24 protein-coding genes are annotated in these 26,568 nt (G+C 72.1%); 11 read left to right on the top strand and 13 right to left on the bottom strand.

Going from position 1 to position 26,568, the window contains the following annotated elements; translation table 11 throughout:
- Nucleotide 1: 1 nt before the first annotated feature.
- Nucleotides 2-1,309 (bottom strand): aminotransferase class V-fold PLP-dependent enzyme, encoded by a 1,308-nt coding sequence (locus BJY14_RS42310; protein ID WP_179848729.1) that lies wholly within the window; start codon nt 1,307-1,309, stop codon nt 2-4.
- Entirely contained in the window at nt 1,302-2,099 is a 798-nt protein-coding gene (locus BJY14_RS42305; RefSeq protein ID WP_179848728.1) for a hypothetical protein, read from the bottom strand. The genes BJY14_RS42310 and BJY14_RS42305 overlap by 8 nt, the downstream gene beginning before the upstream one ends.
- Before the next feature lie 203 nt (nt 2,100-2,302).
- Between BJY14_RS42305 and BJY14_RS42300 the strand changes: the two genes are divergently transcribed.
- The 3 genes from BJY14_RS42300 (at nt 2,303) to BJY14_RS42290 (ending at nt 4,927) form a co-directional block, all read left to right on the top strand.
- Nucleotides 2,303-3,655, top strand: coding sequence for a nucleotide sugar dehydrogenase (locus BJY14_RS42300; RefSeq protein ID WP_179848727.1), 1,353 nt, complete (start codon nt 2,303-2,305; stop codon nt 3,653-3,655).
- A 78-nt stretch (nt 3,656-3,733) separates the two neighbouring features.
- Nucleotides 3,734-4,642 (top strand): formylglycine-generating enzyme family protein, encoded by a 909-nt coding sequence (locus tag BJY14_RS42295; protein ID WP_218905845.1) that lies wholly within the window; start codon nt 3,734-3,736, stop codon nt 4,640-4,642.
- 9 nt (nt 4,643-4,651) lie between these two features.
- Nucleotides 4,652-4,927: a MoaD/ThiS family protein gene (locus BJY14_RS42290; RefSeq protein ID WP_179848726.1), complete on the top strand. Its 276-nt coding sequence runs from the start codon at nt 4,652-4,654 to the stop codon at nt 4,925-4,927.
- Nucleotides 4,928-4,948: 21 nt separating this feature from the next.
- On the opposite strand, the gene BJY14_RS42285 is transcribed toward BJY14_RS42290, so the two are convergent.
- The 3 genes from BJY14_RS42285 to BJY14_RS42275 all read right to left on the bottom strand — a co-directional run bounded on the left by BJY14_RS42285 (nt 4,949) and on the right by BJY14_RS42275 (nt 8,165).
- The gene (locus BJY14_RS42285) at nt 4,949-6,094 is read right to left on the bottom strand and encodes a DegT/DnrJ/EryC1/StrS family aminotransferase (protein ID WP_179848725.1); all 1,146 of its coding nucleotides are present in this window, start codon (nt 6,092-6,094) and stop codon (nt 4,949-4,951) included.
- A gap of 80 nt (nt 6,095-6,174) precedes the next feature.
- Entirely contained in the window at nt 6,175-7,374 is a 1,200-nt protein-coding gene (locus BJY14_RS42280; RefSeq protein WP_218905844.1) for a macrolide family glycosyltransferase, read from the bottom strand.
- Nucleotides 7,375-7,406: 32 nt separating this feature from the next.
- On the bottom strand, nt 7,407-8,165 hold the full coding sequence (locus BJY14_RS42275) for a class I SAM-dependent methyltransferase (protein ID WP_179848724.1): 759 nt from the start codon (nt 8,163-8,165) through the stop codon (nt 7,407-7,409).
- A gap of 133 nt (nt 8,166-8,298) precedes the next feature.
- On the opposite strand from BJY14_RS42275, the gene BJY14_RS42270 reads away from it, so the two are divergent.
- On the top strand, nt 8,299-9,303 hold the full coding sequence (locus BJY14_RS42270) for a methyltransferase (protein WP_179848723.1): 1,005 nt from the start codon (nt 8,299-8,301) through the stop codon (nt 9,301-9,303).
- Between the two features lie 22 nt (nt 9,304-9,325).
- Here BJY14_RS42270 and BJY14_RS42265 read toward each other — a convergent pair whose 3' ends face one another.
- A complete protein-coding gene (locus BJY14_RS42265; RefSeq protein ID WP_218905843.1) occupies nt 9,326-11,020 on the bottom strand; it encodes an ABC transporter substrate-binding protein in 1,695 nt (564 codons plus the stop codon).
- A 347-nt stretch (nt 11,021-11,367) separates the two neighbouring features.
- Here BJY14_RS42265 and BJY14_RS42260 point away from each other — a divergent pair, with 347 nt between their 5' ends.
- Genes BJY14_RS42260 through BJY14_RS42250 form a run of 3 tightly spaced genes read left to right on the top strand, consistent with a single transcriptional unit; the run spans nt 11,368 to nt 15,734 of the window.
- Nucleotides 11,368-12,705, top strand: coding sequence for an aminotransferase class V-fold PLP-dependent enzyme (locus BJY14_RS42260; protein WP_218905842.1), 1,338 nt, complete (start codon nt 11,368-11,370; stop codon nt 12,703-12,705).
- Entirely contained in the window at nt 12,702-14,462 is a 1,761-nt protein-coding gene (locus BJY14_RS42255) for an ABC transporter substrate-binding protein (protein WP_179848721.1), read from the top strand. Before BJY14_RS42260 ends, BJY14_RS42255 begins: the two co-directional genes overlap by 4 nt.
- A gap of 33 nt (nt 14,463-14,495) precedes the next feature.
- Complete coding sequence (locus tag BJY14_RS42250; protein WP_179848720.1) at nt 14,496-15,734, top strand: DUF885 domain-containing protein; 1,239 nt, start codon at nt 14,496-14,498, stop codon at nt 15,732-15,734.
- Here the strand turns inward: BJY14_RS42250 and BJY14_RS42245 are convergent.
- The 3 genes from BJY14_RS42245 to BJY14_RS42235 form a co-directional block, all read right to left on the bottom strand.
- A complete protein-coding gene (locus BJY14_RS42245; RefSeq protein WP_179848719.1) occupies nt 15,715-16,848 on the bottom strand; it encodes a nucleotide disphospho-sugar-binding domain-containing protein in 1,134 nt (377 codons plus the stop codon). The two genes, BJY14_RS42250 and BJY14_RS42245, sit on opposite strands and share 20 nt — an antisense overlap.
- A 151-nt stretch (nt 16,849-16,999) precedes the next feature.
- Nucleotides 17,000-18,223 (bottom strand): cytochrome P450, encoded by a 1,224-nt coding sequence (locus tag BJY14_RS42240; RefSeq protein WP_179848718.1) that lies wholly within the window; start codon nt 18,221-18,223, stop codon nt 17,000-17,002.
- 60 nt (nt 18,224-18,283) lie between these two features.
- Nucleotides 18,284-18,985 (bottom strand): DUF899 family protein, encoded by a 702-nt coding sequence (locus tag BJY14_RS42235; protein WP_246396321.1) that lies wholly within the window; start codon nt 18,983-18,985, stop codon nt 18,284-18,286.
- Nucleotides 18,986-19,326: 341 nt separating this feature from the next.
- Between BJY14_RS42235 and BJY14_RS42230 the strand changes: the two genes are divergently transcribed.
- On the top strand, nt 19,327-19,896 hold the full coding sequence (locus BJY14_RS42230) for a DNA alkylation repair protein (protein WP_281382178.1): 570 nt from the start codon (nt 19,327-19,329) through the stop codon (nt 19,894-19,896).
- Nucleotides 19,814-19,999: a hypothetical protein gene (locus tag BJY14_RS47010; protein ID WP_281382473.1), complete on the top strand. Its 186-nt coding sequence runs from the start codon at nt 19,814-19,816 to the stop codon at nt 19,997-19,999. The genes BJY14_RS42230 and BJY14_RS47010 overlap by 83 nt, the downstream gene beginning before the upstream one ends.
- Nucleotides 20,000-20,021: 22 nt before the next feature.
- Here BJY14_RS47010 and BJY14_RS42225 read toward each other — a convergent pair whose 3' ends face one another.
- Genes BJY14_RS42225 through BJY14_RS42215 form a run of 3 tightly spaced genes read right to left on the bottom strand, consistent with a single transcriptional unit; the run spans nt 20,022 to nt 23,010 of the window.
- Nucleotides 20,022-20,678 (bottom strand): NHL repeat-containing protein, encoded by a 657-nt coding sequence (locus BJY14_RS42225; protein WP_179848717.1) that lies wholly within the window; start codon nt 20,676-20,678, stop codon nt 20,022-20,024.
- Entirely contained in the window at nt 20,665-21,717 is a 1,053-nt protein-coding gene (locus tag BJY14_RS42220; RefSeq protein WP_179848716.1) for an NAD-dependent epimerase/dehydratase family protein, read from the bottom strand. Before BJY14_RS42220 ends, BJY14_RS42225 begins: the two co-directional genes overlap by 14 nt.
- 54 nt (nt 21,718-21,771) lie before the next feature.
- Nucleotides 21,772-23,010: a macrolide family glycosyltransferase gene (locus tag BJY14_RS42215; RefSeq protein ID WP_179848715.1), complete on the bottom strand. Its 1,239-nt coding sequence runs from the start codon at nt 23,008-23,010 to the stop codon at nt 21,772-21,774.
- 184 nt (nt 23,011-23,194) lie between these two features.
- On the opposite strand from BJY14_RS42215, the gene BJY14_RS42210 reads away from it, so the two are divergent.
- Together BJY14_RS42210 and BJY14_RS42205 are read left to right on the top strand one after the other, a co-directional pair.
- Nucleotides 23,195-24,232 (top strand): efflux ABC transporter ATPase subunit, DrrA-related, encoded by a 1,038-nt coding sequence (locus tag BJY14_RS42210; protein ID WP_179848714.1) that lies wholly within the window; start codon nt 23,195-23,197, stop codon nt 24,230-24,232.
- Nucleotides 24,233-24,245: 13 nt separating this feature from the next.
- Entirely contained in the window at nt 24,246-25,073 is an 828-nt protein-coding gene (locus BJY14_RS42205) for an ABC transporter permease (RefSeq protein WP_179848713.1), read from the top strand.
- Nucleotides 25,074-25,077: 4 nt separating this feature from the next.
- Here BJY14_RS42205 and BJY14_RS42200 read toward each other — a convergent pair whose 3' ends face one another.
- Nucleotides 25,078-26,568, bottom strand: a complete 1,491-nt coding sequence (locus BJY14_RS42200) for an NDP-hexose 2,3-dehydratase family protein (RefSeq protein ID WP_246396319.1) — start codon at nt 26,566-26,568, stop codon at nt 25,078-25,080.

Raw genomic sequence — 26,568 nt, 5'->3', positions numbered from 1 at the left:
GTCAGAGGAACCGCGTGGTCGGGTGGTCGGCGGTCCACGAGCCGGGTCGCACCGAGCGCAGGGCGCCGGCCACGACGTCGATCTCCTCGGCGGTGTTGTAGACGGCGAACGACATCCGCACGGTTCCGAGCAGGCCCATGTCGTCCAGGAAGGTGCTGGCGCAGTGCACGCCGCTGCGCACGGCCACGCCGTGGCGGTCCAGATGCCCGCCGACGTCGTAGGGATGGATGCCGTCGACGACGAAGGACACGATCCCGCTGGGCGCGGCGGCAGGGTCGCCGACCACCCGCACGCCGCCGATCCGCCCCAGCGATTCGACCGCGTACCGCACCAGCGCCTCGTCGTGCCGCCGCACGGCGTCCCAGCCGAGATCGCGGACGTAGCGCAGCGCGGCGGCCAGGGCGACGGCTCCCGCGACGTTCGGGGTGCCCGCCTCGAACCGGGCGGGCACGGGAACGTAGCGGACCGGCTCGGTGTGGCTCACGCCCTTCACCGTCCCCCCGCCGACCTGGTACGGCGGCAGCTCCGCGAGCAGGTCCCGCTTGCCGTACAGGGCCCCGGTGCCCATCGGGCCGTAGGCCTTGTGCCCCGAGAAGCAGTAGAAGTCGGCGTCGAGCCCGCGCACGTCCACCGGCGCGTGCGGCACCGCCTGGGCGCCGTCCACGACGACCGGGACACCGCGCCGGTGCGCCTCGGCGATCATCGCGCGGACCGGGTTGACGGTCCCCAGCACGTTGGACACGTGGGCGACGGCTGCGATCCGGACGCGGGGGCCGAGCACGGCGGCGAAGGCCGCGACGTCGACGGCGCCCCGCTCGTCGACGGGGGCGACCACCAGCTCCGCCCCCGCCCGCTCGCAGAGCCGCCGCCACGGCAGCAGGTTGGAGTTGTGCTCCATCCCGGTGACGACGACCTGGTCCCCCTCGCCGACCAGCCGGGCGCCGAAGCCGTCCGCGATCAGGTTCACCGCGTCCGTGGTGCCCCGGGTGAACACGATCTCGTCGGCGTGCTCGGCGCCGAGCGCCTGCCGGACGGTCTCGCGCGCCTCCTCGTAGAGGTCGGTGGAGGCCATGCTCAGCCGGTAGTGGCCGCGGCCCACGTTGCTGTTCGCCGTCGAGTAGTAGTCGACGAGTGCGTCGAGGACCGCGCGCGGCTTCTGCGCCGTCGCGGCGTTGTCGAGGTAGACGAGCGGATCGCCGCCCCGCCCGCCCGCCAGGATCGGGAAGTCGTCCCTGATGGATCTGGGAAGGAACGCCTGGTCCGCGAGCCGTACCGGAGATCCCCCTCCCTGCGGCATCACGTCAGTCATCCGGACTCCTCTCGGGCTGGAACAGGCTCGTGAACGCGTCGAGGAACCGCGCCGGGAACGCGAAGACCTTCTGCTCCGGGTACGGGCGGCGGGACGGCGGCAGATGACCGGGGTCGCCGGGCCCCGGCAGCGCGCCCGCGCCGTCCAGCAGGTGCGGGCCGTAGAAGAACCAGCAGATCTGGCCGATCTGCTCGGTGAACAGGATGGGACGCACGTCGCGCGAGTACGTGTGCATGTGGCAGAAGGCCGCGAGGAACTCCCCCTTGGGCCCGAACCCGTGGCCGAGCATCACGTGCCCGAAGATGTCGTGCACGGCCCGGAAGAGGTCGTTGTGGCAGAACTCCACGCCGTCGACCACGACGCCCGAAGGCCCCGACAGCGGATGGTCCCCGGCGGCCGGCGACGGCCCGTGGCCCGAGCTGGTCAGGTAGACGTGGAGCCTCCCGGTCCGGTGCACGCTCTCGCGCAGGTCCCGCGACCCCTTGTACGGCTGCCCCTCCCCGAGCCACGGCGCGATCTCGATGCCGGCCTCGACGATCGACCGGAACTGCCGGAGGTTCTGCCGCCTCAACCGCGCGTAGCGCCGGCGCAGACCCGCGTCGTCGGCGCGCAGGGGCGCGCGGTCGTAGTACGCCGCCACGGCCCGGCAGTAGCCCTCGTCCAGCCGTACGGCGGTCCGGGCCAGGCGGGCGATCGCGGGGCCGCGTCCGCCCGCGGGGGCCCACTGGTCGACATGGCGCTGCGCCAGCGAGGACAGATCGACGCCGGCAGGGCGTTCCTCGGTCACCATCTCCCGTTCCGGAGGTCACGAGCGCGAGGTCACTCACTTAACTATCATATAGCACTTGATCGGGCGACTCCAAGGACGCCGCCCGGAAGCTCCCCGCGCACGAGCAGCATTCCCGGTGCCAAGCGAGGGTCTCGCAGGCCAGCCCGGGACAACATCACTTTAGTAATATATTGTAACTATGTCCGGCGGCGTCGGAGGCGACCATGGAATTCCTGTCAGACTCTCCCAGCCCGCGGATCGCGATCCTGGGGTTCGGCTACATCGGCTCGTGCCTCGGGGCGGCGCTGGCGGAGCGCGGCATGAGCGTCGTCGGCATCGACAGCGACGCATCGATGATCGCCGGGCTGCGGGCCGGCCGCCGCGCGGTCCCCGAGCCCGGGCTGGCCGAGGCACTGGCCCCGCTCGTCGCGAGCGGGCGGCTGGCGTGCACCACCGACTACGACGCCCTGGAGGACGCCGACGTCGTGCTCATCACGGTCGGCACGCCCGTCGACGGGAACGGCGCCCTGCTGACCGCCCAGCTCGAAGAGGTGTGCCGCCAGCTCGCACCCCGGCTGCGGCCCGGCCAGCTGGTCATCCTCAAGAGCACCGTCGCCCCGGGGACCACGCGCACGCTGGTCGTCCCCCTGCTGGAGAGCGGCGGCCTGGTGGAGGGCCGGGACTTCGGCCTCGCCTACTGCCCGGAGCGGCTGGCCGAGGGGGACGCGCTGGCCCAGCTGCGCGAGCTCACCGTCGTCGTCGGCGGGTGCGGCCCCGGCAGCACGGCGGCGGCGGCCCGGTTCTGGAAGGCGGCGCTGGACGTGCCCGTCCGGATCGTGCCCACGGCCGACATCGCCGAGATCGTGAAGCTGGCCAACAACTGGTGGATCGACGCGAACGTCGCGATGGCCAACGAGCTGGCCCGGTTCTGCGCGCTGTTCGAGGTCGACGTGATGGAGGTGATCGCCGCGGCGAACTCGCTGCCCAAGGGGGACGGGCGGGTGAACATCCTGCGGCCCGGCGCGGGCGTCGGCGGACCGTGCCTGACCAAGGACCCGTGGATGACCTGGCGCACCGCCCGCGACCGCGGCGTCCGGCTGCGGACGGTGGAGACGGCGCGGCGCGTCAACGACGCCATGCCCGAGTACGCCTACGAGGTCCTCAGGGACGGCCTCGCGAAGATGGGCAAGGACCTGGCCTCGGCGCGGATCGCCGTTCTCGGCGCGGCCTTCAAGAACGACACCGGCGACCTGCGCAACACCCCCGTCACGGGGGTGGTCCGAGCCCTGCTGGCGGCGGGCGCGGAGGTCCGGATCTTCGACCCCCTCGCCGAGAAGGAGCTCATCCGGTCGCAGGTGGGCGGCTTCCCCGTCGACGACCTCGACCAGGCGGTGCGGGGCGCCGACGCCGTCGCCCTCCTCGCCGGGCACCGGCAGTTCCGCGACCTCGACCTGGAGCGGCTGCGGCGGCGGGTCGCGATGCCGTGCCTGATCTTCGACGGGCGCATGCACTACCGGCCGGAGACGATCCGGCGGCTGCGCGGCCTCGGGTTCGGCTACCGCGGGATCGGGCGGTGAGCGTGGCACGCCCGGCACAGGTGCTATATATTTATATAGTTTCTGCTCGTTGAGAACCCTCGTCTACGGGACGGCGCTGTGGCAGACCACGAGACGGCGATGCGCGGCGACGCGGAGGCCGCGGAACCGGTCCTCGTCGAAGGAGCGGCCTTCCGGCTCGGCTCGCCGGAATGGGTGATCGACTGGCTGGCGGAGCAGGACCAGCCCTTCCCCACCCCGTGGTTCCGCGACGAGACCCCGCAGACGCTCGTGGAGGTCGCGCCGTTCCTGATCGACCGCTACCCGGTCACCTCCGGCAGGTACGCGGCGTTCGTGGAGGCCACCGGGTACCGGACGGTCGCCGAGCGCCGCGGCTGGAGCCTGGTCTACGGGGCCGACTACTGGCAGGGGGCTCCCGGCGCGTCCTGGCGCCGTCCGGCGGGGCGGGACGCCGGCTACGTCCCGCCGGACGACCACCCCGCCGTCCACATCGCGGTCGAGGACGCCGAGGCCTTCGCCGCGTGGGCGGGCGGGCGGCTGCCGACGGAGGCGGAGTGGGAGCTGGCGGCCCGCGGCCCCGAGTACCGGCTGTGGCCCTGGGGCGACGAATGGTCCCGCGAGCGGACCAACACCACCGAGCTGCGGCTGGGCGACGCCACCCGCAGCGCCGCCGAGTGGCGCGCGTGGTGGAAGGCGCTCCAGAGCGACGGGGGCCCGATCCCGCTGACCACGCCGGTCGGCGGTTTCAGCCCGCACGGCGACAGCCCGTACGGGGTGGCGGACATGGCGGGCAACGTCTACGAGTGGACGGCCTCGCCGAGCCGGCTCTACGGCCCGTCGCCCGACTGCGACGAGTCGCTGCTGAGCGTGATGGACCGCTTCCGCGTCATCCGCGGCGGCTCCTGGATGAACCTGCGCTTCCAGGCCCGGACCAGCGAGCGCCTGCACGGCGACCCGACCGGATGGGCCTGCTTCGCCAGTGGTTTCCGATGCGTCCGCGACCCGTGAGGATGCCCCATGCCCCATCTCATCGTCCCCGGCAGCTGGCACAACGTGACCTCCGGCAAGGTGCGCTCGGAGCTGCCCGCGGCCAACCTGCGCGAGCTCCTGGACACGTTCGTGCGCTCCCACCCGGAGGCCGGCTACCGGCTCTACTCCCCGGCCGGCGAGCTGCTGCCCTACCACCTGTTCCTCGTCGACGGCGAGCAGGTGCCCCGCACGACGCCCGCGGACGACGTCGAGCTCGCCCCCGGCAGCCGCGTCGAGATCATCGCGCCGCTGGCAGGAGGCTAGGGGTCCCGCCCGCCGGGGCCGTCACCAGCCCGACCGGATCGTGTCGGCGATGTGCGCGCGGTCCTCCTCGGACAGCCACCAGCCGACGGGCACGTAGACCACGCGGTCGTGCACGCGGTCCAGGCCCGGCAGCTCGCCGCGCGCCGCGGCGACGCAGCTGTGGGCGTCGTTGCGCCGGGAGATGATGCTCGTCATGATCCCGGCGTCGGCCATCTTCCGCATGAAGGACGTGCGGTCCGCCACCTTCAGCGGGTACGCCCAGAACGAGGGCTCCCGGTCGTCCGCCCGCTCGGTGTGCTCGACGCCCGCGATCCCCGACAGCTCCTTGTCGTAGAAGGCGGCGTTCCTCCGCGTCCTGGCGAGCAGGCCGTCGACGATCTCCAGGTTGGACAGTCCGATCGCGGCGGAGATGTCGTTCATCGGGAAGCGGTAGCCCCACTCGGCGACGTCGTAGTCGCCGTGCACCCGGTCGGCCTGCCGCTCGATGCCGAGCCAGCGGCGCAGCCGGGCCCGCCGGTGCAGGTCCTCGTCAGGGAGCACGATCAGCCCGCCGCTTCCGCAGGTGAGGATCTTGATGGCGCCGAAGCTGTACACGCAGACGTTCCCGTGGTTGCCGAGCGGCGACCCGCGGTAGGTCGCGCCCCACGCCTGCGCGCAGTCCTCGATCACCAGGGGGCGGAATCCGTGGGCCTCCTCCGCCCGGTCGACGATCTCGCGCAGCCGGTTCAGGTCCACCGGATAGCCCAGCCAGTGGACGACGACGATCGCCCGGGTGGCCGGCGTGATCTTCGCGGCGAGGTCGTCGAGGTCGATCGTCAGCGTGGCCGGGTCGACGTCGACCCAGCGCACGCGCAGCCCGTGGGCGAGGATCGGCCAGTTCGTGGCCTCGAAGGTCAGCGGCGTGCTCAGCACCTCGCCCGGGCCGGCCCCGCCGGAGGGCTGGGCCGCCGCGGGGAACCGGTCGGGGTCGGCCACCATGCTGAGCGCGAGGTGCAGGCCGGAGGTGCCGCAGTTGACCGCGAGGACGCGCGGGTTGCCGAGGCGCCGCGCCAGGGCCGCCTCGAACTCGGCCATCTTGGGGCCGTGCTCCAGGCGGCCGCTGCCGAGCACCTCGGAGATCCGGCCGAGCGCGTCCGGCGCCATCGCGACCTTGAACAGCGGAATCATCGCGGACTCCTTCTCGTGGGGACGACGCCCGACCCGTATCAGTATCGTTTTTTAAAGTTACGGTTGGCCCTTCGCGCCGGTCAACGCCCCCGCGCGAGATACTCCTCGATCACGTCGGCGGCACGGGCGGCGCCGCCGGCCCGGGCCGTGTGCTCCCGCATGCGGCGCACCCGCTCCAGCGCGGCCCGGTCGCCCGCCAGCCCCTCCACCGCCTCGCGCAGCCGCGCGCCGGTGAACTCCTCCGCGGGGACCACCGTCCCCAGCCCCAGCTCGCCCACCCGCCGGGCCATCGGCTTGACGTCGAACGTGAACGGCACGACGACCATGGGCCGGCCCGCGATCAGGGCGTCCATCACGGCGCCGATGCCGCCGTGGGTGACGAGCAGGCGCGCGTGTTCGAGCACGGCGGGGAGGGAGACCCACCGGTGGGCCTCGACGTTCGCGGGCAGGGGGCCGAGATCGCCCGCGTCGACCCGGTCCCCCAGGGCCATCACCACGTGCCACGGCGCGCCCTCGAACGCCTCCGCGCACTGCCGGTAGAAGTCGGGGTGGTCGTTGAAGGTCGTCCCCAGCGAGATCAGCACCACCGGCGCGCCGTCCTCGGGGGGCCGCCACGCGCCGGGCCGCTCCTCGCGCGCGGCCGAGCGCCCGACGAAGGCGAACCGCTCGTCGAAGGTGTCCGCCGCGATCTGGAACTCGCGGGGGATGAAGACCAGGTTGAGGTCCTCGACGCGGTCCGCGAACTCCCCGGCCCGGTCCTGGAGGCCGTACTCGGCGAGCAGGGCGGCCAGCCTCGCGCCGACGACGCCCTGCGTGCGCTCGTCGACGCCCCCGGTCTCCTCGATCATCTCCCGCGAGTAGGAGTACGCGTGGTTGGAGGCGAAGCCCGGGTTCATCCGGCACGCGGGGCGCTTCCAGGCGGCCGCCAGCACCTGGCCGGCGATGATCGGCACTTCCCCGTACAGCACCAGGTCCGGCACGTCCTCGGCGTAGTGCGCACGCGCCGCCCGCAGGATTGCCTCGTTCTCGGCGAGGTAGAGCAGGTGCGGCCGTGCCGGGTCGTCGTCCGCGAACGCCTCGGCCGCGCCGGAGGCCCCCGATGCGTAGGGGATCACCGTCGCGCCCGTCCGCCCGACCGGCCCGGCGTACTCCGGCGACGTCACGTAACCGACCTCGTGCCCGCGCCGGACCAGCTCCGACACCACCGGCAGGGTGGGGAGCACGCTGCCGTGGTTGGCGACGTTGACGAGGGCGATCCGGTGGGCCACTGCGCTCCGCATGGCGGTAGCATCGAGCCATAACTATATTAAAGTCAAGTTTCGTTGTCCGGGTCCGTTCCCGCGGTGCGGACGCCGACGAAGAGCCCGGGACCGTTCGGCCGGCCGTCGGCCAGCGAGAAGCCGGGCACGAACTCGACGGCGCAGCCTGCCCGCTCGAAGGCGGCCTCGTACCGTTCGCGGGGAAGCAGGTACTTGACGATCACATCGGTGAACTCCCTGAACCCGGACGAGTCCACGACCGTGAATCGGATCTCCACGCGGCTCCTGGCCCCGTGCCTCGCCGAGTGCGTCAGCCGCGAGACCACCCGCCCGTCGTCCCGGAACAGGTGCCCGGCGGCGTGCCCGTCGAGGAAGTTGTCGGGGAAGTACCACGGTTCGACGATGAGGACCCCGCCCGGCGCGAGGTGCGCCGACATCCTGGCGACCGAGTCGGCCACCTGCCCGGGGGAATCCGCTTCGGCCAGCCCGCTGCCCATGCAGATGACCACGTCGAAGGTGCGGTGGAGCTCGAAGTCCCGCATGTCGCCGCCGTGCACCGCGACCCCGGGCAGCCGCCCCCGCGCGACCTCCCGCATGGCGGGCGAGTGGTCGAGCCCTTCCACGTGGTCGAAGTACCCGGCGAGGTGCTCCAGATGGGCGCCGGTGCCGCAGGCGACGTCGAGCAGGGTGCGCGCTCCCGGGAACCGGGACCGGACCAGCCGGTTCAGCCCCTCGGCCTCCCCCGCGAAGTCCTTCCCGCGGCTGCGGAAGACGGGATCGTAGAGCTCGGCGTGCGCCGCTCCGTAGCTCATCAGGATCCTCCACGATGGATCGGCGCGGGGGCCGCTCACCGTTGCTCGCGACCACAGTTACTTTATATTCATAGAGTAAGTAGTGGGCCGGGTCGAGCACGGCGGACCGCCGCCGGAAGGGAGCAGGGGGCCGATGGACGCGCAGCAGTCCGCGCTCTTCCTCTTCGAGGAGGCGATGGGATTCACCTACTCCGCCGCGCTGCGCGCGGCGGCGGAAATCGGCGTGGCCGACCACCTGGCCGCGGGCCCGCGCACGACGGCCGAACTCGCGGCCGCCACCGGAACGGGGCAGGACGCGCTGTACCGGATCCTGCGCCTGCTCGCGGCGCGGGACGTGGTCCACGAGGACGAGCCGGGGCGGTTCCGGCTGACCGCCAGGGGCGACGCGCTGCGCACCGACGCGCCGATGTCCGCCCGCGCCGGGATCCTGATGTTCACCGACCGGATGTTCTGGACCGTCAGCCATGAGGCCGCGACCGTCGCCCGGGACGAGGCGACGACCTTCGAGCAACTCTTCGGCACGACGATCGGCGGATACTTCGCGGAGAACGCCGACACCGAGGCGCTCTTCTACGACGGGATGGCGACGGTCTCCGAGGCCGAGAACGCCCTCGTCGCGGGGAGTTACTCGTTCCCCCCGGCGGGCACGGTCGTCGACGTCGGCGGCGGCAAGGGCGGATTCCTCCGCGCGGTGCTGCGGGCGAACCCCGGGCTGCACGGCGTCCTCCTCGACCAGGAGGAGCACGTGCTCGGCCACCACCTGCTGGACGGCGGCGACATCACCGGCCGCTGGCAGGTCGCCGACGGGGACTTCTTCGACTCCGTCCCCGCCGGGGACGTGTACCTGATCAAGCGCATCCTGCACAACTGGGACGACGAGAAGTGCGTGGCGATCCTGCGCAACTGCCGCCGGGCGATGAAGCCGGACGGGCGGGTCCTCGCCGTCGACGCGATCGTCCCGGCCGGCAACGAGGCCCACCAGAGCAAGCCGATGGACTTCATGATGCTCGCGGCGCGCACCGGGCGGGAACGCACCGAGGCGGAACTGCACCCGCTGTTCGAGGCCGCCGGCCTGCGGCTCGCCCGCGTCCTGCCCACCGCCTCGGTCATGTCGATCGCCGAGGGCGTGCCGAGCTGACCGCGGCCCGCCGCCCGCCGCGTCAGCCGGGCGGGTCGAGCCAGATGCAGGCCGCGTCGAGCCAGCGGTCCACCTGCGGCAGCGGCAGGCCGTTGCGCACGCGGGCGCTGGTCATGTGGGGGATGGTCGGCTCGCAGGCCAGGACGGGCACGATCGCGACGTCCTCGATGACCTGCCGGTCGATCCGGTGCCACAACTCCTCCGCGCGCACCGGATCCCGCTCGGACAGGGCCTCCTCGATGAGCCGGTCGACCTCGGGGTTGCGGTACCCGCCGTAGTTGCTGGTGCCGGCGGCGAAGTTGGACTGGAACATCGGCTGGACGTAGGCGCGGCCGTTGTTGCCGAACCAGTCGGGCGTCCACGCCGCCGCCGTGACGTCCCATTCGCCCGCCTCGGCCATGGCCGGGTTCTGCAGGAACCGGTAGTACTCGTCGGGCTGGCTGATCAACCGCAGTTCGACCGTGAACCCCGCCTTCTCCAGGTCGGCGGCGTAGTACCGCGCGATGTCGGCGTGCGGGGCGTCGGCGCGGTAGAGCGCCTTGAGGGTGAGGCCGTCGGGGTACCCGGCCTCGGCGAGCAGCGCCCGCGCCTTCGCCGGATCGCCGTGGTCCCCCGGCGTCGGGTAGCGGTCGTACTCGCGGTGCCCGAAGTTGCCCGGCGGGATCGCCGTGTGCGCCGTCCGGGTCACCGTCCCCAGATCCATGTCGTCGAGCAGCCTGACCATGGAGGCCTTGTCGACGGCGTACGCGACGGCCCTGCGCACCCTGACGTCGCGCAGCGCCCCGCCCTCGTTCGGGCTCTTCATGTTGAACACGAGGTAGGGGTTCATCGCGTACCCGAGATGCCGGTCCGCGTCCGGGGGGCGGCGGTCCTCGCTGATGACCGGCGCGCCCCACGACAGGTCGGCCTCCCCGCTCCGGATCGCCTCCCGCACCCGGTCGTCGTCGACGCGCGCCATCCGCACGTCGAGGCCGTCGACGTACTGGTGCCGCAGCGGATCGGTGTCCTGCCGCCACACCGGGTTCCGCTCCATCGTCAGGAACCGGCCGTTCTCGTAGCCGGTGAGGCGGTACGGGCCGTTGGAGCGAACGTTCGCGATGAACTCGGCACTGTCCGGGACGAACCGGTCGTACTCGCGCGGCGCCGCGGACGCGAACATCATCGACAGGAGGTTCAGCAGGTCGTTGGCGGGCCGCACCAGCTCGACGACCAGGGTGCGGTCGCCGTCGGCCCGCAGCCCGGAGATCTCGTGCGCGTTCTGGTAGCCGGCCAGGTCGGCGGCCGAGGGGGTCCGTCCCGCGAACTCCCGCCGGTAGCCGTCGGCGAACTCGGCCATCCCCCTGATCGTGCTCGTGTAGTAGGCGATCGCCCCGGCGCCGGCCACCGGGTTGCACATCCGCTTGAAGCCGCGGACGAAGTCCTCCGCGGTGACCTCGCGCGGCGGGTCGGTGTCCCACATGACGCCCTGGCGCAGGCGGATCCGGTACACGAGCCCGTCCGGGCTCATCCCGCCGTTGGCGACCGTCGGCGACTCCGCGGCGACGTCCGGGACCGGGGTCAGGGCCGTCTCGTCCACGGCCGTCGGGTAGCCGAACAACTGCCGCGCGAACAGCCTGATGATCTGGTGCGAAAAGGCGTAATAGGCGCACGCAGGATCGACATGGTCCATTCCGCCAGGCCCGAAGTAGCGGAGGGTACCGCCGTAACGAGGCTCCACACCGATCACCTTCCCTGCACGTCACCGGGCCCCGCGGCCACCGCCGGCGCCCCACCTGTCCCAGCCGAAGATTACCACCTCTTCTTAAAGCGCTAGAGGGACATCGAGTCCGACCGCAGCCCCTCGCCTGCGCCTCCCGCGGCCGAGCCCGACGCCCTCCCCGCCACCCCCGAGGCCTCGCACATACACGCATATTCCGTGGTCAGCACCCACGTGAACGGGACACGGCGCGCGATCCCGACCCTGGCGCGCGGAATGCCCACATCCGCGACCCATGGCCAGATAACTTCAAAAACATATTGTATTGTGGGGACGACTGGTCATCCGCACGGTGGAGGGGGTCACTCGTGACACAGTCCGTGAAGCCCGGCGAGCGCAGCGTCCCGGACCCGGCCGGGACGGCGAACGGCGGATCGCCGCGGCGGCTCCGCGACGCGCCGTGGGAAAGCATCCGCGAATTGTTCGCCCTGGATCCGACCACGACCCACCTCAACACCGGCACCGTCGGCGCGATGCCCTACGACGTGCTCGACACGATGGACCGGGTGACCCGCGAGTGGACGGGCGGGCTGGCCGACGTCTACAAGCCGTCCGGCTACTACGAGCACCGCGCCCTCATCGGCAGGGCGTTCGGCGTCGACCAGGACGAGATCGTGATCTGCCACAACGCCACCGAGGGCGTCGCCCGCATCATCCAGGGGCTCGACCTCCACGAGGGCGACGAGGTGGTCACCACGAGCCACGAGTGCTACTCGGTGCTCTCCAACTTCAACCTCGTCCGGAACCGGTACGGCCTGACGATCAAGACGCTGACCATGCCGACCGGCTACGACGTCACGGCCGACGAGATCGTCGAGCAGTTCGAGGCGGCCATCACCCCCCGCACCAAGGTGCTCGCGTTCGCCGGGATCACCCTGTTCACCGGCACGATGATGCCGATGCGCAGGCTGTGCGAGCTGGCGCAGCGGCACGGCCTGACCACCGTGATCGACGGCGCGCTGCTGCCCGGCCTCGTGAACCTGGACATGCGGGCGCTCGGCGCCGACTTCATCGCCTGCTCGGGCTCGAAGTTCCAGTGCGGCCCGCTGGGAACCGGCATCCTCTACCTGCGCAACAAGGTCTTCCCCGAGTACAACCCGCTGCCGCTGCCGACGTTCTGGCCGGTGATCTCCACCTGGTACCCGATGATCGGCAGTCCCCCGCCGCGGACGAGGACGTCGGTCGAGAGCGACGACACCGCCCTGTACGTGCAGAGCGCCGGCAGCGCGAGCATCGCCAGGGGCGCCGCGCTGGCGCGGGCCTGCGAGATCTGGGACGAGATCGGCCGGGACCGCATCGAGAGGCGCGCGATGGAGCTCGGCGACCACGCCCGGCAGCGCCTGGTGGAGGCCTTCGGCAAGGAGTCGATCTTCTCGCCCGGCGAGGATCCGCTGCTGAAGTCCCCCCTCATCGCCTTCAACCCGTTCCGCGACCCCGAGGCCGCCTGGAACATCAAGAAGTTCACCGCGTTCACCGACCGGCTGGAGCGGGAGCACCGCATCTGGATCCGGTGGACCGAGTTCGACGTCCCGGGCTCGCCGCACCAGCACTACGCGGCGCGGGTCTGCACCCACCTGTTCAACACCCGCGAGGAGATCGACCGGGCGATCGGCATCATGGCCCGCATCGGCGAGGAGATGTCATGACCGTGTCCGAGCGGCCCCAGACCGCCCCGTGGAGCGGGGACCGGCCGCGGCTCGGCGGGACGCTCCGCCTCCACGGCCCGGCCCCCGTGCACCGCCTCGACCCCTCGGCCTCCCACCAGGCGCCCGCCGACCAGATCATCAGGCTGTTCGCCCGGCAGCTGTTCGGCTACGCCCCCGCGCCGGACCTGCGCGACTGGCGGGCGATCGCCCCGGCGCCCGATCTCGCGACCGACGTCCCGTCCACCTACAACACCGGGATGGGCGCGCGGCACACGAACTACGTGGTGCACCTGCGCCGCGGCGTCCTCTGGGACACCGCGCCCGCGCGGGAGGTCACGGCGCACGACGTCGTGCGCGGGCTCAAACGGCTGGCCAACCCGCTCACGAGGCCCGCCGCCCTGCCCTACTTCACCAGCACGATCAGGGGCATGGCGCAGTACTGCGAGGACTACGCCGCCGCGGTCCGCCGCGACGACCCGACCGCCGAGGAACTGGCCGCCTTCCAGAACTCCCACGACATCCCCGGCGTCTTCGTCCTGGACGACGAGTCGCTGGTCATCGAGCTCATGCGGCCGGCCATCGACTTCGCCGCCATCATGGCCCTGCCGTGCGCGTCGCCCGCCCCGGCCGAGTACGACGCGTTCCTGCCCGGAAGCCCGGAACTGCACCGGAACCTCCGGAGCAACGGGCCGTACCGGCCGGTCCGTCTCGTGCCGGGCCGCGAGCTGCGCCTCGAACCCAACCCCGTCTGGCGGCAGGACACCGATCCGCTCCGGCACCGGTACCTGGACGGCGTCGAGATCACGGTCGAGGACGCGGCGCCGGAACAGGTCGCCGAGCGGGTCGCGTCGGGCGCGGCCGACCTGCCGTGGGGCGGGCCGGTCGCCGAGCCGCACGACGCCGAGCCGGCCGATCCGGGCGACGGCCTCGGCCTCTCCCTCGACCCGTACCTCGTCTTCAACGTGCAGAGCCCCGGGGCGGGCGGCGCGCTGGCCGACGCCAGGGTGCGCCGCGCGCTCTCGTACGCGATCGACAAGGCGGCGATCGCCGACCTGTACCGCCGGTCCGGCCGCGGTGCGCTGGTGCGGATCGCCGGTTCCGTCGTGCCGCCGGGCAACGACGCGCACCAGGAACTCGACCTCTACGCGACCCCGGGAAGCCGGGGTGACGCACAGAAATGCCGGGCGCTGCTGGCGGAGGCGGGTCATGAGAACGGCCTCGCGCTCACCGCGGTCCACCTGGACACCGCCCTGGACACCGCGGTCGCGCGGTCGTACGCGGCCGACCTGGAGAAGGCCGGCGTCACCGTGCGGCTGGTGGCGCTGGACCACGACGCCCGGGACGCTCTACTCGGTGATCCGCGCCGCGCGGCGGCGGGCGAGTGGGACGTCGCGGCCTCGTCGTGGTCGCCGGACTGGCACCCCTCCAACGGCCGGGTCTTCCTCCAGCCGATGTTCCAGTCGGGCGACTCCCGCAACTCCGCGAACCGCGGACGCTACCGCCGTCCGGAGGTCGACCGCCTGATCGAGCGGGCGCTCGGCACGATCGAGGAGCCCGCGCGGTCGACCGCGGCCTGGAACCTGGCCGAACGGACGGTGCTGGAGGACGCCGCGGTCGTGCCCGTCCTGTTCCAGCGGCCGGTCGTCCCGCGCCTGCGCGGCCAGCGCGTGCGGGGCGCCGTCCCGATGCCCGCGTTCGGCCATTCCTACGACCTCGCCGGCATCTGGCTCGACCCGCCGGACGATCCCGCGGGGTGACGGCGGCGGACCACAGCGATCCAGGGAGCGCGGATGCTCGACGACGTGGTGACCGAGTACCTGAAACTCGGGTTGCGGTTCGGCCGGCTCGCGGACGGGTTCGTCGACTCCTGGTACGGCGACCCGGAACTGGCGCGCCGGGTGGACGCCGAGCCGAGGCCCGACGCGTCCGGGCTCGCCGCCCAGTCCGCCCGGCTGCTCGCCGCGCTCCCGGACAGCGGCCTGGCCGAGCCTCGGCGCCGGTTCCTGTCCGCGCAGCTCGCCGCGCTGAACTGCGCGGCGCGCCGGATGGCCGGAGAGGAGATCCCGTTCGGGGACGAGGTCCGGACGTACTTCGAGGTCGACATCGAACTCGGCGACCCCGGCCGCTACGCGGAGATCCACGAGGCGATCGGCGCGCTGCTGCCGGGCCCCGGGGACCTGTGCGCCCGCACCGCGGCGTTCTACGAGCGCAACGCCGTCCCCCCGGACCGGCTGGCACGGGCCGTTGAGGCGGTGTCCGGCGAGTTGCGCGCCATGACCCGCACGGTGTTCGGCCTGCCAGAGCAGGAGAGCGTCGAGTACGTGGTGGTGCGCGACAAGCCCTGGAACGCCTACAACCGCTACCTCGGCGGGTTCCGCTCGAGGGTGGAGCTCAACGCGGAGGCGGGCCGCACCATCGCCGCGCTGCCGCTGCTGGCGATCCACGAGTCCTACCCAGGGCACCACACCGAGCACTGCCGCAAGGAGGCCGGCCTCGTCGACGGCGCCGGGCACGGCGAGCACCTGATCTCGCTGGTCAACACCCCGCAGTGCCTCATGGCCGAGGGGACCGCCGAGATGGCCGACGCGGCGGTGCCGGGCCCGGGCTGGGGCCGCTGGACCGCCGACGTCCTCGCCGGCGCGGGCGTCCGGGTCGAGGGCGAGCTGGTGGAGGAGGTCCTGCGGCTGATCCGGCTGCTGATGCCCGCCCGCCAGGACGCGGCCGTCATGCTCCACGACCGCGGAGCCGACCCCGACGAGGTCACCGACTACCTGGAACGGTGGCTCCTGGTGCCCCCGGACCACGCCCGGCGGATGACGCGGTTCCTCACCGATCCGCTCTGGCGCGCCTACTCGGTGACGTACATCGAGGGCCCGCGGCTGGTGGGCGCGTGGCTCGACGCCGGCGCCGGCCGGACGTCCCTCGTCGAGCGGTACCAGAGGCTCCTCGACGAGCCGCTGCTGCCGTCCGACCTCCGCGCCGACCTGGCGGCCGCGGGCTCCCCGGAACTCAGAACAGGTGCTCGATGATGCGCTGAGCGGTCTCGGCGGGCGTGGGCAGCGTCGCCATCTCCCGCTGGACCTCCGCCGTCGCGGCGCGGACGCCCTCGTCGGTCATCAGCCGGGTGAGCAGGTCGGCGTCGACGTCCTCGCGTTCGCTCACGAACCCGATGCCCCGCTTCCGCACCGCCTCCAGGGTCGTGTGCTGGAACAGGTCCCGGGGGTCGGGCGTGATGAGCTGCGGGACGCCGGCGTCGATCGCCGTCAGGGCCGTCCCGCCGCCGCCGTGGTGGACGATGGCGGTGCACGTGGCCAGCAGGTGGTGCAGCGGGATCCAGCCGACGGAGCTGACGTTGTCCGGCAGCGGGCCGAGCGAGCCGATGTCGACCCCGCCGAGCGCCAGCACGAACTCCGCGTCGACGCCGGCCGCCGCGTCGATGATCGTGCGCATGGTCCCGGTGCCCAGCATCTGCAGCTCGACCGTGCCCATGCTCACGGCGACGCGCCGCCGCTCGGGCGGCTGGAGCAGCCGGTCCCCGACGACCGATCCGCCGCTGTGCGGCAGCCAGCGCATGAACCATCCCTCCGGCCGCTCCCCGGCGAGCATGCTGGGCGGGAACTCCTCGATGGTGACGGCCGGCTTGGAGATGGTCACGCCGTACCGCTCGCAGACGTCGGGCAGGTGGGCCGCGGCCGCCTCGTGCATGCCCCTGGTGCGCCAGGCGCTCACGTTCCGCTGGACGGCGGGCGCCCCGGCGCGCGCCGCCGCGAACAGGCCGGCGGTGGTGCCCTGGTCGTAGACCACCAGGTCCGGGCCCCAGTCGTCGGTCAGCGCCATGATCCCGTCGATCAGCGGGCGGTTGATCGCGGCGAACCCGGGCCCCCACTCGTCGAGGTTGATCGCCGGTTTGGTCGCGACCGTCCGGACGAACTCCGGGTGCTCGCGGGCCAGCCGCTTGTTGACGGCCTCCATGCTGAACCCGGGCGCGGCGTCGACGATCTCCACACCGGAGCCGGCCGCGCCTTCGGTGGGTCCCGCGATCGTGGCGATCACCTCGTGGCCCGCCGTGCGGAACGCCCAGGCGAGGTGGACGAGCGGGAAGAAGTGCCCGAGACCTGGGTGAGAGCAGAACATCACACGCATATCCGGAAGATCCCTTCTCCCCGTGTCCGCGTCCGCGGCAGGACCGGACGGCGCCCGGTCCGGGCACCCCGGCGCGCGAACGCCACTATATGAATTTAAACTACGATCTTCGCCGGTTCAATATCCGCGGCGGTGCGGAGGCGGTGGCGCCTCACCAGGTGACCGGAAGCTCGCGCACCCCGTAGATGTTCGCCTTCTCCTTGAACGACAGCGCGTCGAACGGCACCGCGAGCCGCAGTCCCGGCAGGCGCCGGAAGAGGGCGTCGAACACGATCCGCAGCTCCATCCTCGCGAGATGGTGCCCGAGGCACCGGTGCCTGCCGACGCCGAACGCCAGGTGCCGCCCGCCGCCGCGCCCCGGGTCGAAGGCGTCCGGGCGCTCGAACACCTCCGGATCACGGTTGGCCGCGGGGCCGAGGACGACCACGCCCTCCCCCGCGCGCACCGTGACGCCGCCCACCTCGACGTCCGCCAGCGCCGTGCGCGCCGTGGAGGCGTTGACGACCGACAGGAACCGCAGCAGTTCGTCGACGGCGAGGGGGGTCCTGGCCGGATCGGCGAGCATCCACGCGAGCCGGTCCGGATGTTCGAGAAGGGTCAGGGCGCCGAGCGCGATCATGTCGGCGGTGGTGGAGTGCCCGGCGACGAGCAGCACGAACGCCATGCTCACGACGGCCTCGCGGTCGGCCGTGCCCTCCTGCCGCCCCGCGGCGATGAGGCGGCCGAGCAGGTCGTCGGGCGGGTCGCGCTCCTTGTCCGCCACCAGTTCGGCCAGCAGGGCCCGGATCTCGTGCGCCGCCCGGGTGCGCTCCGCGGCCGGGGTGGCGTGGCTGAACATCCGCGCGGTGCGCTCCTCGAAGTGGCCGTGCACGGAGTAGGGCACGCCGAGGAGCTCGCAGATCACCAGTGACGGCACCGGAACGGCGAGCTCGCGCACCAGGTCGACCGGGCGCGGGGAGGCCGCCATCAGCTCCAGCCGGCGGTCGACGATCTCCTGGACGCGCGGGCGCAGCGCCTCCGCCCGCCCGGGCGAGAACTCGGCGCGGACGGACCGCCGGGCGACCGTGTGCTCGGGCGGGTCCATCCAGTTCATCGGCGGCCGGAAGGCGCGGAAGGACTCCTGCCGCTCCTCCTCGGTCACGGGGGCGAACCGGGGGAACCCCTCGCGGCGGCGATCGACGCTCATCCTCGGATCGCTGAGGACCTTGCGCGCGTCCTCGTGCCGCGCGACCAGCCACGCCGAGTTCCCCCCGGCCATGCGGGCGCGGACCGCGCGCCCGCCCGATCGCAGCCGCTCGTACTCCGGAGGCAGGCTGAACGGGCACGCGCGCGGGACGGGGAACACGCCGACGGCGTCCTCGGGCTGAGTCGTCATCGGGACCCCCGATCGGTCGGTACTAAGAAAAAATATACCGAACGGCCCCGGGGTCGTGGTTCAGTCGCGCCCCGCGTACGCGTTGCCGGCGTACCAGTCGCCGCGGCCGCCGGGCAGCAGGTCGAGCACGTTCCAGACCGGGGAGAGCAGGTCGATGCCGCGCTGGGCGCCGTCGAGGAAGTCGGCCGGCAGCGTGTAGAAGTGGCGGACCTCCCCGCCCTCGCGGGCCAGGACGCTGATCATGGGCCGCTGCGCCCCGTCCGGGCGCTCGGCGTGCATGTCGGCGTTGAAGGACGTGCCGTGGCTGGACAGGACGCGCACCTCGTCCCACCCCCGTCGCCGCGCCCAGGAGCGCAGCTTCGGCAGCGGCGCCTTCCCGATGACGGCGAAGGCGGTGTGCTGCGCCAGGTGCGCGGCGACGCCGTTGAAGCCGTCCACCCACATCGAGCACATCGGGCACGCCGCCTCGTCGTCGGGGTGGTACATGAGGTGGTAGACGACCAGGGTCTCGCGGTCGCCGAACAGCTCGCGGACGGTCACCGGCTCGGTCGGCTCGTCCTTCTCGAGGTCCGCCGGCCCCGCGGTGAGGGTGTAGTCGCCGAGCACGGCGCCCCGGGGCATCCGGCGCCGCGCGGCGGCGACCTCCTCGACCCGGTCGCGCAGCAGCCTTTCGGCCTTCGCCAGTTCGATCCGCGCGTCGATGTACTCCTGGCTCGTCCCCACCGGCCACATCGGCGGGATCTTCGGCTCGTCGTCGCTCATCGCTGGCCCCTTCGGGTCCGTCGGCGGCATGTGTCAATTCGACATCGGACTCTACGATAATGAACCCGCCGACGTGCCGGGTTCGCCCTCGTCCGGCGGCATGGCGGCCGGGAAGGGCACTCGGCCGGGGCCGTCTCCGCGCTCTCGAATACGGGATGAGATCGGCCGATACGCCGCCATCCGCCACATAGCAACTGTCCGTATAAAGAAGGCGAAAGACCTCTAGGCGATGACCGGGAGAGTTGAAGAGAAAAGCACACCATGTTAAGCTCGATATTCCGGCAATTGTCAACTATGCCAATTTAGTCAGACGCTCGCGATACGAGGCACAGGAGACCGGGATGGCCGAGACGGCGGTGGCCGAGGTGATGGCCGAGCTGGCCGAGCTGGAGGACCCCAAGGCGCGCGAGGTGAACGAGAAGCGCGGCGACGACCACGCCGTGAACCTCAGCAAGCTGCGCGCCGTCGCGAAGCGTCTGAAGACGCAGCAGGACCTCGCGCGCGAGCTCTGGAAGACCGACGACAGTTCGGCACGGCTGCTGGCGACGCTGATCTGCCGCCCGAAGGCGTTCGAGCGCGACGAGCTCGACGCGATGCTGCGCGAGTCGCGCACCCCCAAGGTGCACGACTGGCTCGTCAACTACGTGGTCAAGAAGAGCCCGCACTCCGAGGAGCTGCGGCTGGCCTGGCTCGACGACGCGGATCCGGTGATCGCGAGCGCCGGCTGGGCGCTGACCATCGAGCGCGTGATGCGCAAGCCCGACGGCCCTCGACCTCGACAAGCTGCTCGACGTCATCGAGGCGGAGATGAAGGACGCGCCGGACCGCCTGCAGTGGGCGATGAACGACTGCCTGGGCAACATCGGGATCAAGCACGAGGAGCACCGCGCCCGCGCGATCGAGATCGGTGAGCGCCTGGAGGTGCTCAAGGACTACCCCACTCCCCCGAACTGCACGTCTCCCTTCGTGCCCATCTGGATCAGCGAAGTGGTCGGCAAGAAGAAGGGGAAGTAGGGCCCGCGCCCGGGAGTCCGGTTCAGTCGGAGAGGATCGCCGGCAGTTCCAGAGGACGGATCGCGCGCGCCGGGAAGTCGCAGTACCAGAGACGGCTGCCGTCCCAGGTCAGCCCGGTCGGGCGGCCCGGAACGGGCAGGACTCCAAGCTCCTCGCCGGTCGCCGGATCCATCGCACGGAGCACGGCGTCGTCGAAGTCGCCGTAGACGACGACGCCGTCGGCGTACGTGAGTCCGGAGGGGGACTCCCCCGCCGCCGGGAACTCCCGCACGACGGTCATCGTGTCGTAGTCCCTGACCTGCACCACGGTCGGACCGCGCAGGCACATGTAGAGGCCCTCCGGCCCGAACTCGATCCCGGTCAGCCTGCCGCTCGCGGGGAGCACCTCCTTCTCCCCGGTGATCGCGCCGTCGTCGGGGTCGATCAGGACGATCCGCTTCGGGCGGCCGCCGACCTGGCACAGGCGGGCGCCGTCGTAGGCCAGGTCCGCCCGGACCCTGTCGCAGGCGAACGTCCTGGTCACGCCGCCGGTCGCCGGGTCGATCGCGAAGATCTTCTCCGCGTCCTGGTCCGAATGCCACAGTAGGGCGCCGTCCCAGGTCAGCCCGCACATGTAGGCGGCGGGGGCGGGCAGGGCGCCGGCGCCCGCGGCCGTCGCCGCCGTCTCACCCGATGTCATGTCCCCTCGCTTTCCGGCCGTCCGCGGCCGTCGTGACGCCTGTGGGTACCAGCGGGCGCGGGGGCGCGCCCGCGACGGCGTCCAGCCACCACGGGCTCTCCCGGGCCCACGCGATCGTCCTGGCGAGGCCGGTCCGCAGCGGGATGCGGCTGCGCCAGCCGAGCAGGTCCCTGGCCTTCCCGACATCCGGGACGCGCCGGGGAATGTCCTCGTAGGCGCTGCCCAGCGCCGAGTCGGTGCTCACGCGGATCGGGGCGAACTCCGCCCCGGCCAGCCGGGTCGCCAGCCGGACGGCGTCGGCGACCGAGGTCTCCCGGTCGCTGCCGACGTTGAAGCACTGGCCGTCGGCGATCTCGGCGGCGCCGACCCGCAGCGTGGCCTCCACCGCGTCCTCGACGAAGGTGAAGCAGCGCGTCTGGGAGCCGTCGTCGTACAGCAGCGGGGGCAGTCCGCGCAGCACCCGGTGGACGGTCTTGCTGATCACGTACGCCGGGCGCTGCCGCGGCCCGTAGACGTTGAAGTACCGCACGACCGAGGCGCGCAGGCCCCGGTGGCGGGCGTAGGCGACGACCATGTGCTCGGCGACGGCCTTGCTCGCGGAGTAGGACCACCGGTCGGCGGCGACGCTGCCGAGGACCCGGTCCGCGTCCTCCGCCCAGGGGACGTCGGGGTTCTTGCCGTAGATCTCGCTGGTGCTGGAGACGACGACCTTCACCCCGGCGGCGGACGCCGAGCGCAGCACGTTGCGGGTGCCGGAGACCGCCACGTCGATCACTTCGAGCGGGTCGTCGAGGTACTGGTCGACGCCGACCAGGGCGCAGAGGTGGTAGACGGTGTGCACGTCCGGGCCGAGGGCGTCGGCCAGCGCCCGCTCGTCGCGGATGTCGGCCCTGACGTGGCGGACGGCGGCCCCGCCGCAGTCCAGGTCGGGCGGCGGCGGCGCGGGATCGTAGACGATGACGTCCTCGCCCTGCCGCGCGAGGCGTTCGACGAGGTGGCTGCCGATGAAGCCACAGCCGCCGGTGACCACGACCGCCATCGGTGTACCGCCCTTCCCGCTACGACCGGCCTGAACGAGGCGACCGCCGCCCTGTCAGCGGACGGCGCCGGACGCGCCGCCCGACGGGGAGGCGGCCCGCCGCGCGTACGAATCGATCACTTCCGCGGCCCGGGCCGCGCCGCCGGCGTCGCGGGCCTCGGCGCGCATCCGCGCGATCCGGCCGCGGACGGCGTCGTCGGCGATCAGGTCCTCCACCGCCGAGACCAGGCTCGCGCCGTCGACCTGCTCGGGCCGCAGCACATGTCCCAGGCCGAGTTCGGCGGACCGCTCGGCGAAAGGCCGGGCCTCGACCGCGTACTCGGTGAAGAACAGCATCGGGCAGCCCCAGTGGACGGCCTCCATGGTGGCGCCGAGCGTGCCCTGCAGGATGAACGCCTTCGCGTGGCGGAGAACCTCCATGAACGAGATGTACTGGTGCGCCTCGACGTTGGGCGGCAACGGCTCCAGCGCCTTGGGGTCGGTGCCGTTCCCCGTCACTATGACGACATGCCACGGCGTTCCCGCGAACGCCTGCGCGCAGCTGCGGAAGAATTCCGGATGCCCGTTGAACGTCGATCCCAGGGACACGAGGAGCACGTCGTCGTCCTCGTTCGGCGGACGCCATCCCGGCTGGAGCCGCCCCTGCGAGAAGCTCGGCCCGACGAAGACGAAACGGTCGTCGAATGTGTCGCTCTTCACCTGGAACGACCGCGGCAGGAAGATGACGTTCAGGTCCTCGATCGCGTTCCAGAACTCCGCCGGGGAACGGTCGATGCCATATTCCGGCAGAAGCTCGGACATCATCCGCTGGAAGGTCTCGGTCTCGACTATGGGCCGGTGCCCGTGCACCGCGCTGAGCGCCTCCCACACCGAGTAGTGCTCGTTCGAGGCGAAGCCTCCGTTGACGCACACGGCCGGCCGCTGCCACCTGGCGGCCAGCAGGCGCCCGGCGATCAGGGGGAAGATGTCGTAGACGACCAGGTCCGGCGGGTCGTCGTCCAGGGCGCTCTCCGCCGCCCTGAGCATCGCGAGGTTCTCGTTGACGAACGCGCTCACCGTCAGCGCCTCGGCGTCCTCCTGCTCGACGATCTCCGGCAGGTCGACGCCGTCCTCGAACACCGACCGGTGGCGGATCTGCCGGGCGCCGACCTTCGCCAGGTCGTCGACATAGTCGCCGGAGGTCACGAAGCTGATCCGGTGTCCCCGGGCGGAGAGCTCGTCGAGGACGCCGAAGGTCGGGCGGATGTGCCCGTACCCGCCGGTGACGGCGAAAAGAATGTGGCGTGGTCGCATCACGATTCCCCGGATCGGGCGAGATGAGCCATGGAAACGGACACTACTATAGTTTTTTCAAGCCAGCAAGACGCCGATCACCCGGCACGCGCGCGCCGCCCGGTCACGCTCCTTAGGCATTGACTTATATAAGCTGCTGCTTTAAGATGAGCTTGATCTTCTGGTGGCGACGGGAGGCACAACCGTGGGATCGAATTCGACCCTCGCTGTCGAGACGTCCGGGCTGGTCAGGACCTTCGGCGAGACGCGGGCGGTGAACGGCGTCGACCTGGCCGTCCCCACCGGCATCGTGCACAGCCTGCTGGGGCCGAACGGCGCCGGCAAGACCACCCTCCTCCGGATCCTGACGACGCTGCTGCGCCCGACGGAGGGCACGGCCCGGGTGCTCGGCCACGACGTGGTGCGGGAGGCCGACGCGGTGCGGTCCCGCGTGAGCGTCACGGGGCAGTCCACCTCGATCGACGAGGACCTCACCGGGAGGGAGAACCTCGCGATGGTGGGGCGGCTGCTCGGGCACCGGGGGGCCGCGGCGCGGCAGCGGGCCGACGACCTGGTGGACGCCTTCGAGCTGTCGGAGGTGGCGGACCGCCCGGTGAAGACCTGCTCCGGCGGCGAGCGGCGCCGGATCGACATCGCCGCCAGCATCATCGTCACCCCGGACCTGCTCTTCCTGGACGAGCCGACCACGGGCCTCGACCCGCGGGCCCGCAACCAGGTGTGGGACATCATCCGCACCCTGGTCGCCGGGGGCACGACCGTGCTGCTCACGACGCAGTACCTCGACGAGGCCGACCGGCTCTCCGACCGCGTCGCGGTCCTGGACCACGGCAAGGTCATCGCGGAGGACGCGCCCGGCAGGCTGAAGTCCCAGATCGGCACCGGCGCGCTGAAGCTGCGGCTCCAGGATCCCGGGCAGCGCGCCCAAGCCGAGCAGATGCTCTCCCGCACCCTGGCCGTGGAGCCGGGCGCGGACTCCGATCCGCACAGGCTGTCGGTGCGGGTCACCGACGCGCAGCAGGCGGCCCGGGCCGTCACGGCACTGGCCGACGCCGGGATCGCCCTCGACGACTTCTCGATGGCCCAGTCGAGCCTGGACGACGTCTTCCTCGCCCTGACCGGTCATCCGGTCACCGGCGACGGGCAGGCGGAGAAGGCCGAGGCCGAGGCCGTTGACGGGGCCGAAGCCGATGCCGAGGCCGGCGACAAGCAGACGGCGAAGTGAGGAGGCGGGCGAGATGACGACGTCCCAGCCGATGACGCGGGCGCGGGGGCCGCTGGCGGCGCCCGGCGAGCGCCCGCCGAGGGCCGGCGCGCTGTCGGCGTCGATGACGTTCGGGTGGCGCGCGCTGCTGAAGATCAAGCACTCACCGAACCAGCTGGTGGACGCCCTCATGCTCCCGGTCGTCTTCACGCTCTCGTTCACCTACCTGGTGGGCGGGGCGATCGCGGGATCGCCCGGCCGCTACCTGCACTTCTTCCTGCCCGGCGTCATGGTCATGGCGGTGGCGCTGACGACGGCGTACACCGGCATCGTGCTGAACCAGGACGTCGACCAGGGGGTCTTCGACCGGGTGCGGTCGCTGCCGGTGTGGCAGTCGTCGGTGCTGGTCGGGGCGATGCTGGGTGACGTCGTGCGGTACGCGGTGGCGTCGGTCGTGCCGCTGCTGCTCGGGCTGGTGCTGGGGTTCCGTCCTGACGGCGGCGTGGGCGGCGTGGTGCTGGCGCTGCTGTTCCTCCAGGTGTTCGCGTTCAGCCTCGCTTGGATCGGGACCTTCGTCGGGGTCAGCGTGCGGACGCCGACCGCGGCCCAGACGCTGAGCTGGACGCTTCTGTTCATCCTCGTCGTCGCCAGCAACGTCATGGTGCCGCAGCAGACGATGCCCGGCTGGCTGGAGGCGCTGATCAAGGTCAATCCGGTCAGCGTCGCGACGACCGCCATGCGCGGGCTGATGGACGGCACCGTGACCGCTGGCCAGATGGGCTGGGCGTTCCTGGCCTGCGCGATCCTCGTCGCGGTCTTCGCGCCGCTGACCGTGTACCGGTACGGCCGCAGCCGCCACTAGGCGCTCACAGCGCGTGCAGGCAGAGCAGGAGACTCCGGGCCTCGATGTTGACCTGGTAGCTCTGGCGCGCCAGCGCCATCGCCTGGGGCACCGTGAGCCAGCAGAAGTCCGCGGGCGTCCGGGCCGGGAAGCCGCCGCCGACCTCGACCACGAGATGACGGGTCTGGGCGTGCCGGAACCGGCCGCCCTCCTCTGACTGCACCACGTCGTACCGCACCTTGACACTTCTGGAGAGGACGAGATCGAGATACCGGGGGCGCGTCTCGCGGGGCGCCCCCTCGTAGTTCTCGGGGGTGCACTGCACGGTGGGGCCGAGTTCCACGGTGTCGCGGCATCCCGGACGCAGGTCGGCGCGGGCGAGGACGTGCAGGATCCCGTTGATGCGGCGGACGACGAGAGCGGCCAGCCCGATGCCGCGGGGTTCGAGCAGCGGCTGGCACCAGTCGGACACCTCCCGGTTGCCCGCGTGGACCTCCACCCCGACGACGCTGAAGTACCTGCCGTCGGGACGGCGGATCGCATCCGCTCCCCGCTCCCATCCGTCCACGGAGTCGAGGGGGATTGCGCGCGTCGCGAGCGTGTACGCGGACTTGCGCTCGGTGAGCCAGCTCCTCACCTGCACCGGAGAGAGGAACGCGTCCTCGCCGGAGGCGTACGGCGGCGCCGCGAAGGCGGCCGCGGCCCCGTCGCCCGGCCGCACGATGGACGAGGCCGAGGCCAGCAGGCAGGCCAGCACGGTCCTGGAGTCCATGTTCACGACGTTGGGGTGGTGCAGGAGGTCGAGGATCTGCCCGAGCGTCATCCAGGCGAAGTCGTCGTGCGGCTCGACCTCGCCGGTGACCTCCATGACCACGTTCCGGTTGCGCTTGGCCCAGAACCACGCCCCCTGCTCGGACTGCAGGACGTCGACCAGCACCCGGGCCCGCCCGGGCTCGGTGAAGTACTCGACGAACCGGGACCGGGCGCCGCGGTGCGTCCGCAGGTAGTTGCTCGACGTGGACTGGACCGTCGGCGACAGCTGCACCGTGTTCACGTTGCCGGGCTCGATCTTGGCCTGCATCAGGAAGTGCAGGACGCCGTCGATCTCCTTGGCGAGGATGCCCACGATCGCGACGTCCTGCTGGTAGATGATCGGCTGCCGCCAGTCGGGGACGACGCCGTAGTCGGTGCGGGCGTGGATGCCGCCCACGGTGAAGAAGCGGCCGCTCTCGTGCACGAGGTCGCCCGAACCCGGGTCGAACGACCATCCGGCCATGCGGTCGAACGGGATGCGCGTCACCTCGACCGGGACGCTGCGGCGGCGTCCGGCCAGCCATTCGACGACGTCGCCGGCCGGGCGGGGCCGGTATTCGGCCGACGCGGCGAGCCGCCGGCCCAGCTCGTCGGATTCCCCGCTCGGCGCCGCCCTCAGCCGAGTGCCCGCGTTCGTGCCCGCCATGCCCGCCTCCGTCCACGGCCGCCGGAGCTGGCCGCCGTTCGCGCTCGGCTGTACCAT

Source organism: Actinomadura luteofluorescens (assembly GCF_013409365.1).
Classification (GTDB): domain Bacteria; phylum Actinomycetota; class Actinomycetes; order Streptosporangiales; family Streptosporangiaceae; genus Spirillospora; species Spirillospora luteofluorescens.
The sequence above is the reverse complement of the archived record's forward strand: the minus strand, read 5'-3'. Positions and strand labels throughout refer to the sequence as shown.

Coding starts and splice junctions, on each gene's coding strand:
- BJY14_RS42310 (WP_179848729.1), bottom strand. CDS start 1,309: ATGACTGACGTGATGCCGCAGGGAGGGGGATCTCCGGTACGGCTCGCG.
- BJY14_RS42305 (WP_179848728.1), bottom strand. CDS start 2,099: ATGGTGACCGAGGAACGCCCTGCCGGCGTCGATCTGTCCTCGCTGGCG.
- BJY14_RS42300 (WP_179848727.1), top strand. CDS start 2,303: ATGGAATTCCTGTCAGACTCTCCCAGCCCGCGGATCGCGATCCTGGGG.
- BJY14_RS42290 (WP_179848726.1), top strand. CDS start 4,652: ATGCCCCATCTCATCGTCCCCGGCAGCTGGCACAACGTGACCTCCGGC.
- BJY14_RS42285 (WP_179848725.1), bottom strand. CDS start 6,094: ATGATTCCGCTGTTCAAGGTCGCGATGGCGCCGGACGCGCTCGGCCGG.
- BJY14_RS42280 (WP_218905844.1), bottom strand. CDS start 7,374: ATGCGGAGCGCAGTGGCCCACCGGATCGCCCTCGTCAACGTCGCCAAC.
- BJY14_RS42275 (WP_179848724.1), bottom strand. CDS start 8,165: ATGAGCTACGGAGCGGCGCACGCCGAGCTCTACGATCCCGTCTTCCGC.
- BJY14_RS42270 (WP_179848723.1), top strand. CDS start 8,299: ATGGACGCGCAGCAGTCCGCGCTCTTCCTCTTCGAGGAGGCGATGGGA.
- BJY14_RS42255 (WP_179848721.1), top strand. CDS start 12,702: ATGACCGTGTCCGAGCGGCCCCAGACCGCCCCGTGGAGCGGGGACCGG.
- BJY14_RS42250 (WP_179848720.1), top strand. CDS start 14,496: ATGCTCGACGACGTGGTGACCGAGTACCTGAAACTCGGGTTGCGGTTC.
- BJY14_RS42245 (WP_179848719.1), bottom strand. CDS start 16,848: ATGCGTGTGATGTTCTGCTCTCACCCAGGTCTCGGGCACTTCTTCCCG.
- BJY14_RS42240 (WP_179848718.1), bottom strand. CDS start 18,223: ATGACGACTCAGCCCGAGGACGCCGTCGGCGTGTTCCCCGTCCCGCGC.
- BJY14_RS42235 (WP_246396321.1), bottom strand. CDS start 18,985: ATGAGCGACGACGAGCCGAAGATCCCGCCGATGTGGCCGGTGGGGACG.
- BJY14_RS42230 (WP_281382178.1), top strand. CDS start 19,327: ATGGCCGAGACGGCGGTGGCCGAGGTGATGGCCGAGCTGGCCGAGCTG.
- BJY14_RS42225 (WP_179848717.1), bottom strand. CDS start 20,678: ATGACATCGGGTGAGACGGCGGCGACGGCCGCGGGCGCCGGCGCCCTG.
- BJY14_RS42220 (WP_179848716.1), bottom strand. CDS start 21,717: ATGGCGGTCGTGGTCACCGGCGGCTGTGGCTTCATCGGCAGCCACCTC.
- BJY14_RS42215 (WP_179848715.1), bottom strand. CDS start 23,010: ATGCGACCACGCCACATTCTTTTCGCCGTCACCGGCGGGTACGGGCAC.
- BJY14_RS42205 (WP_179848713.1), top strand. CDS start 24,246: ATGACGACGTCCCAGCCGATGACGCGGGCGCGGGGGCCGCTGGCGGCG.
- BJY14_RS42200 (WP_246396319.1), bottom strand. CDS start 26,568: ATGGTACAGCCGAGCGCGAACGGCGGCCAGCTCCGGCGGCCGTGGACG.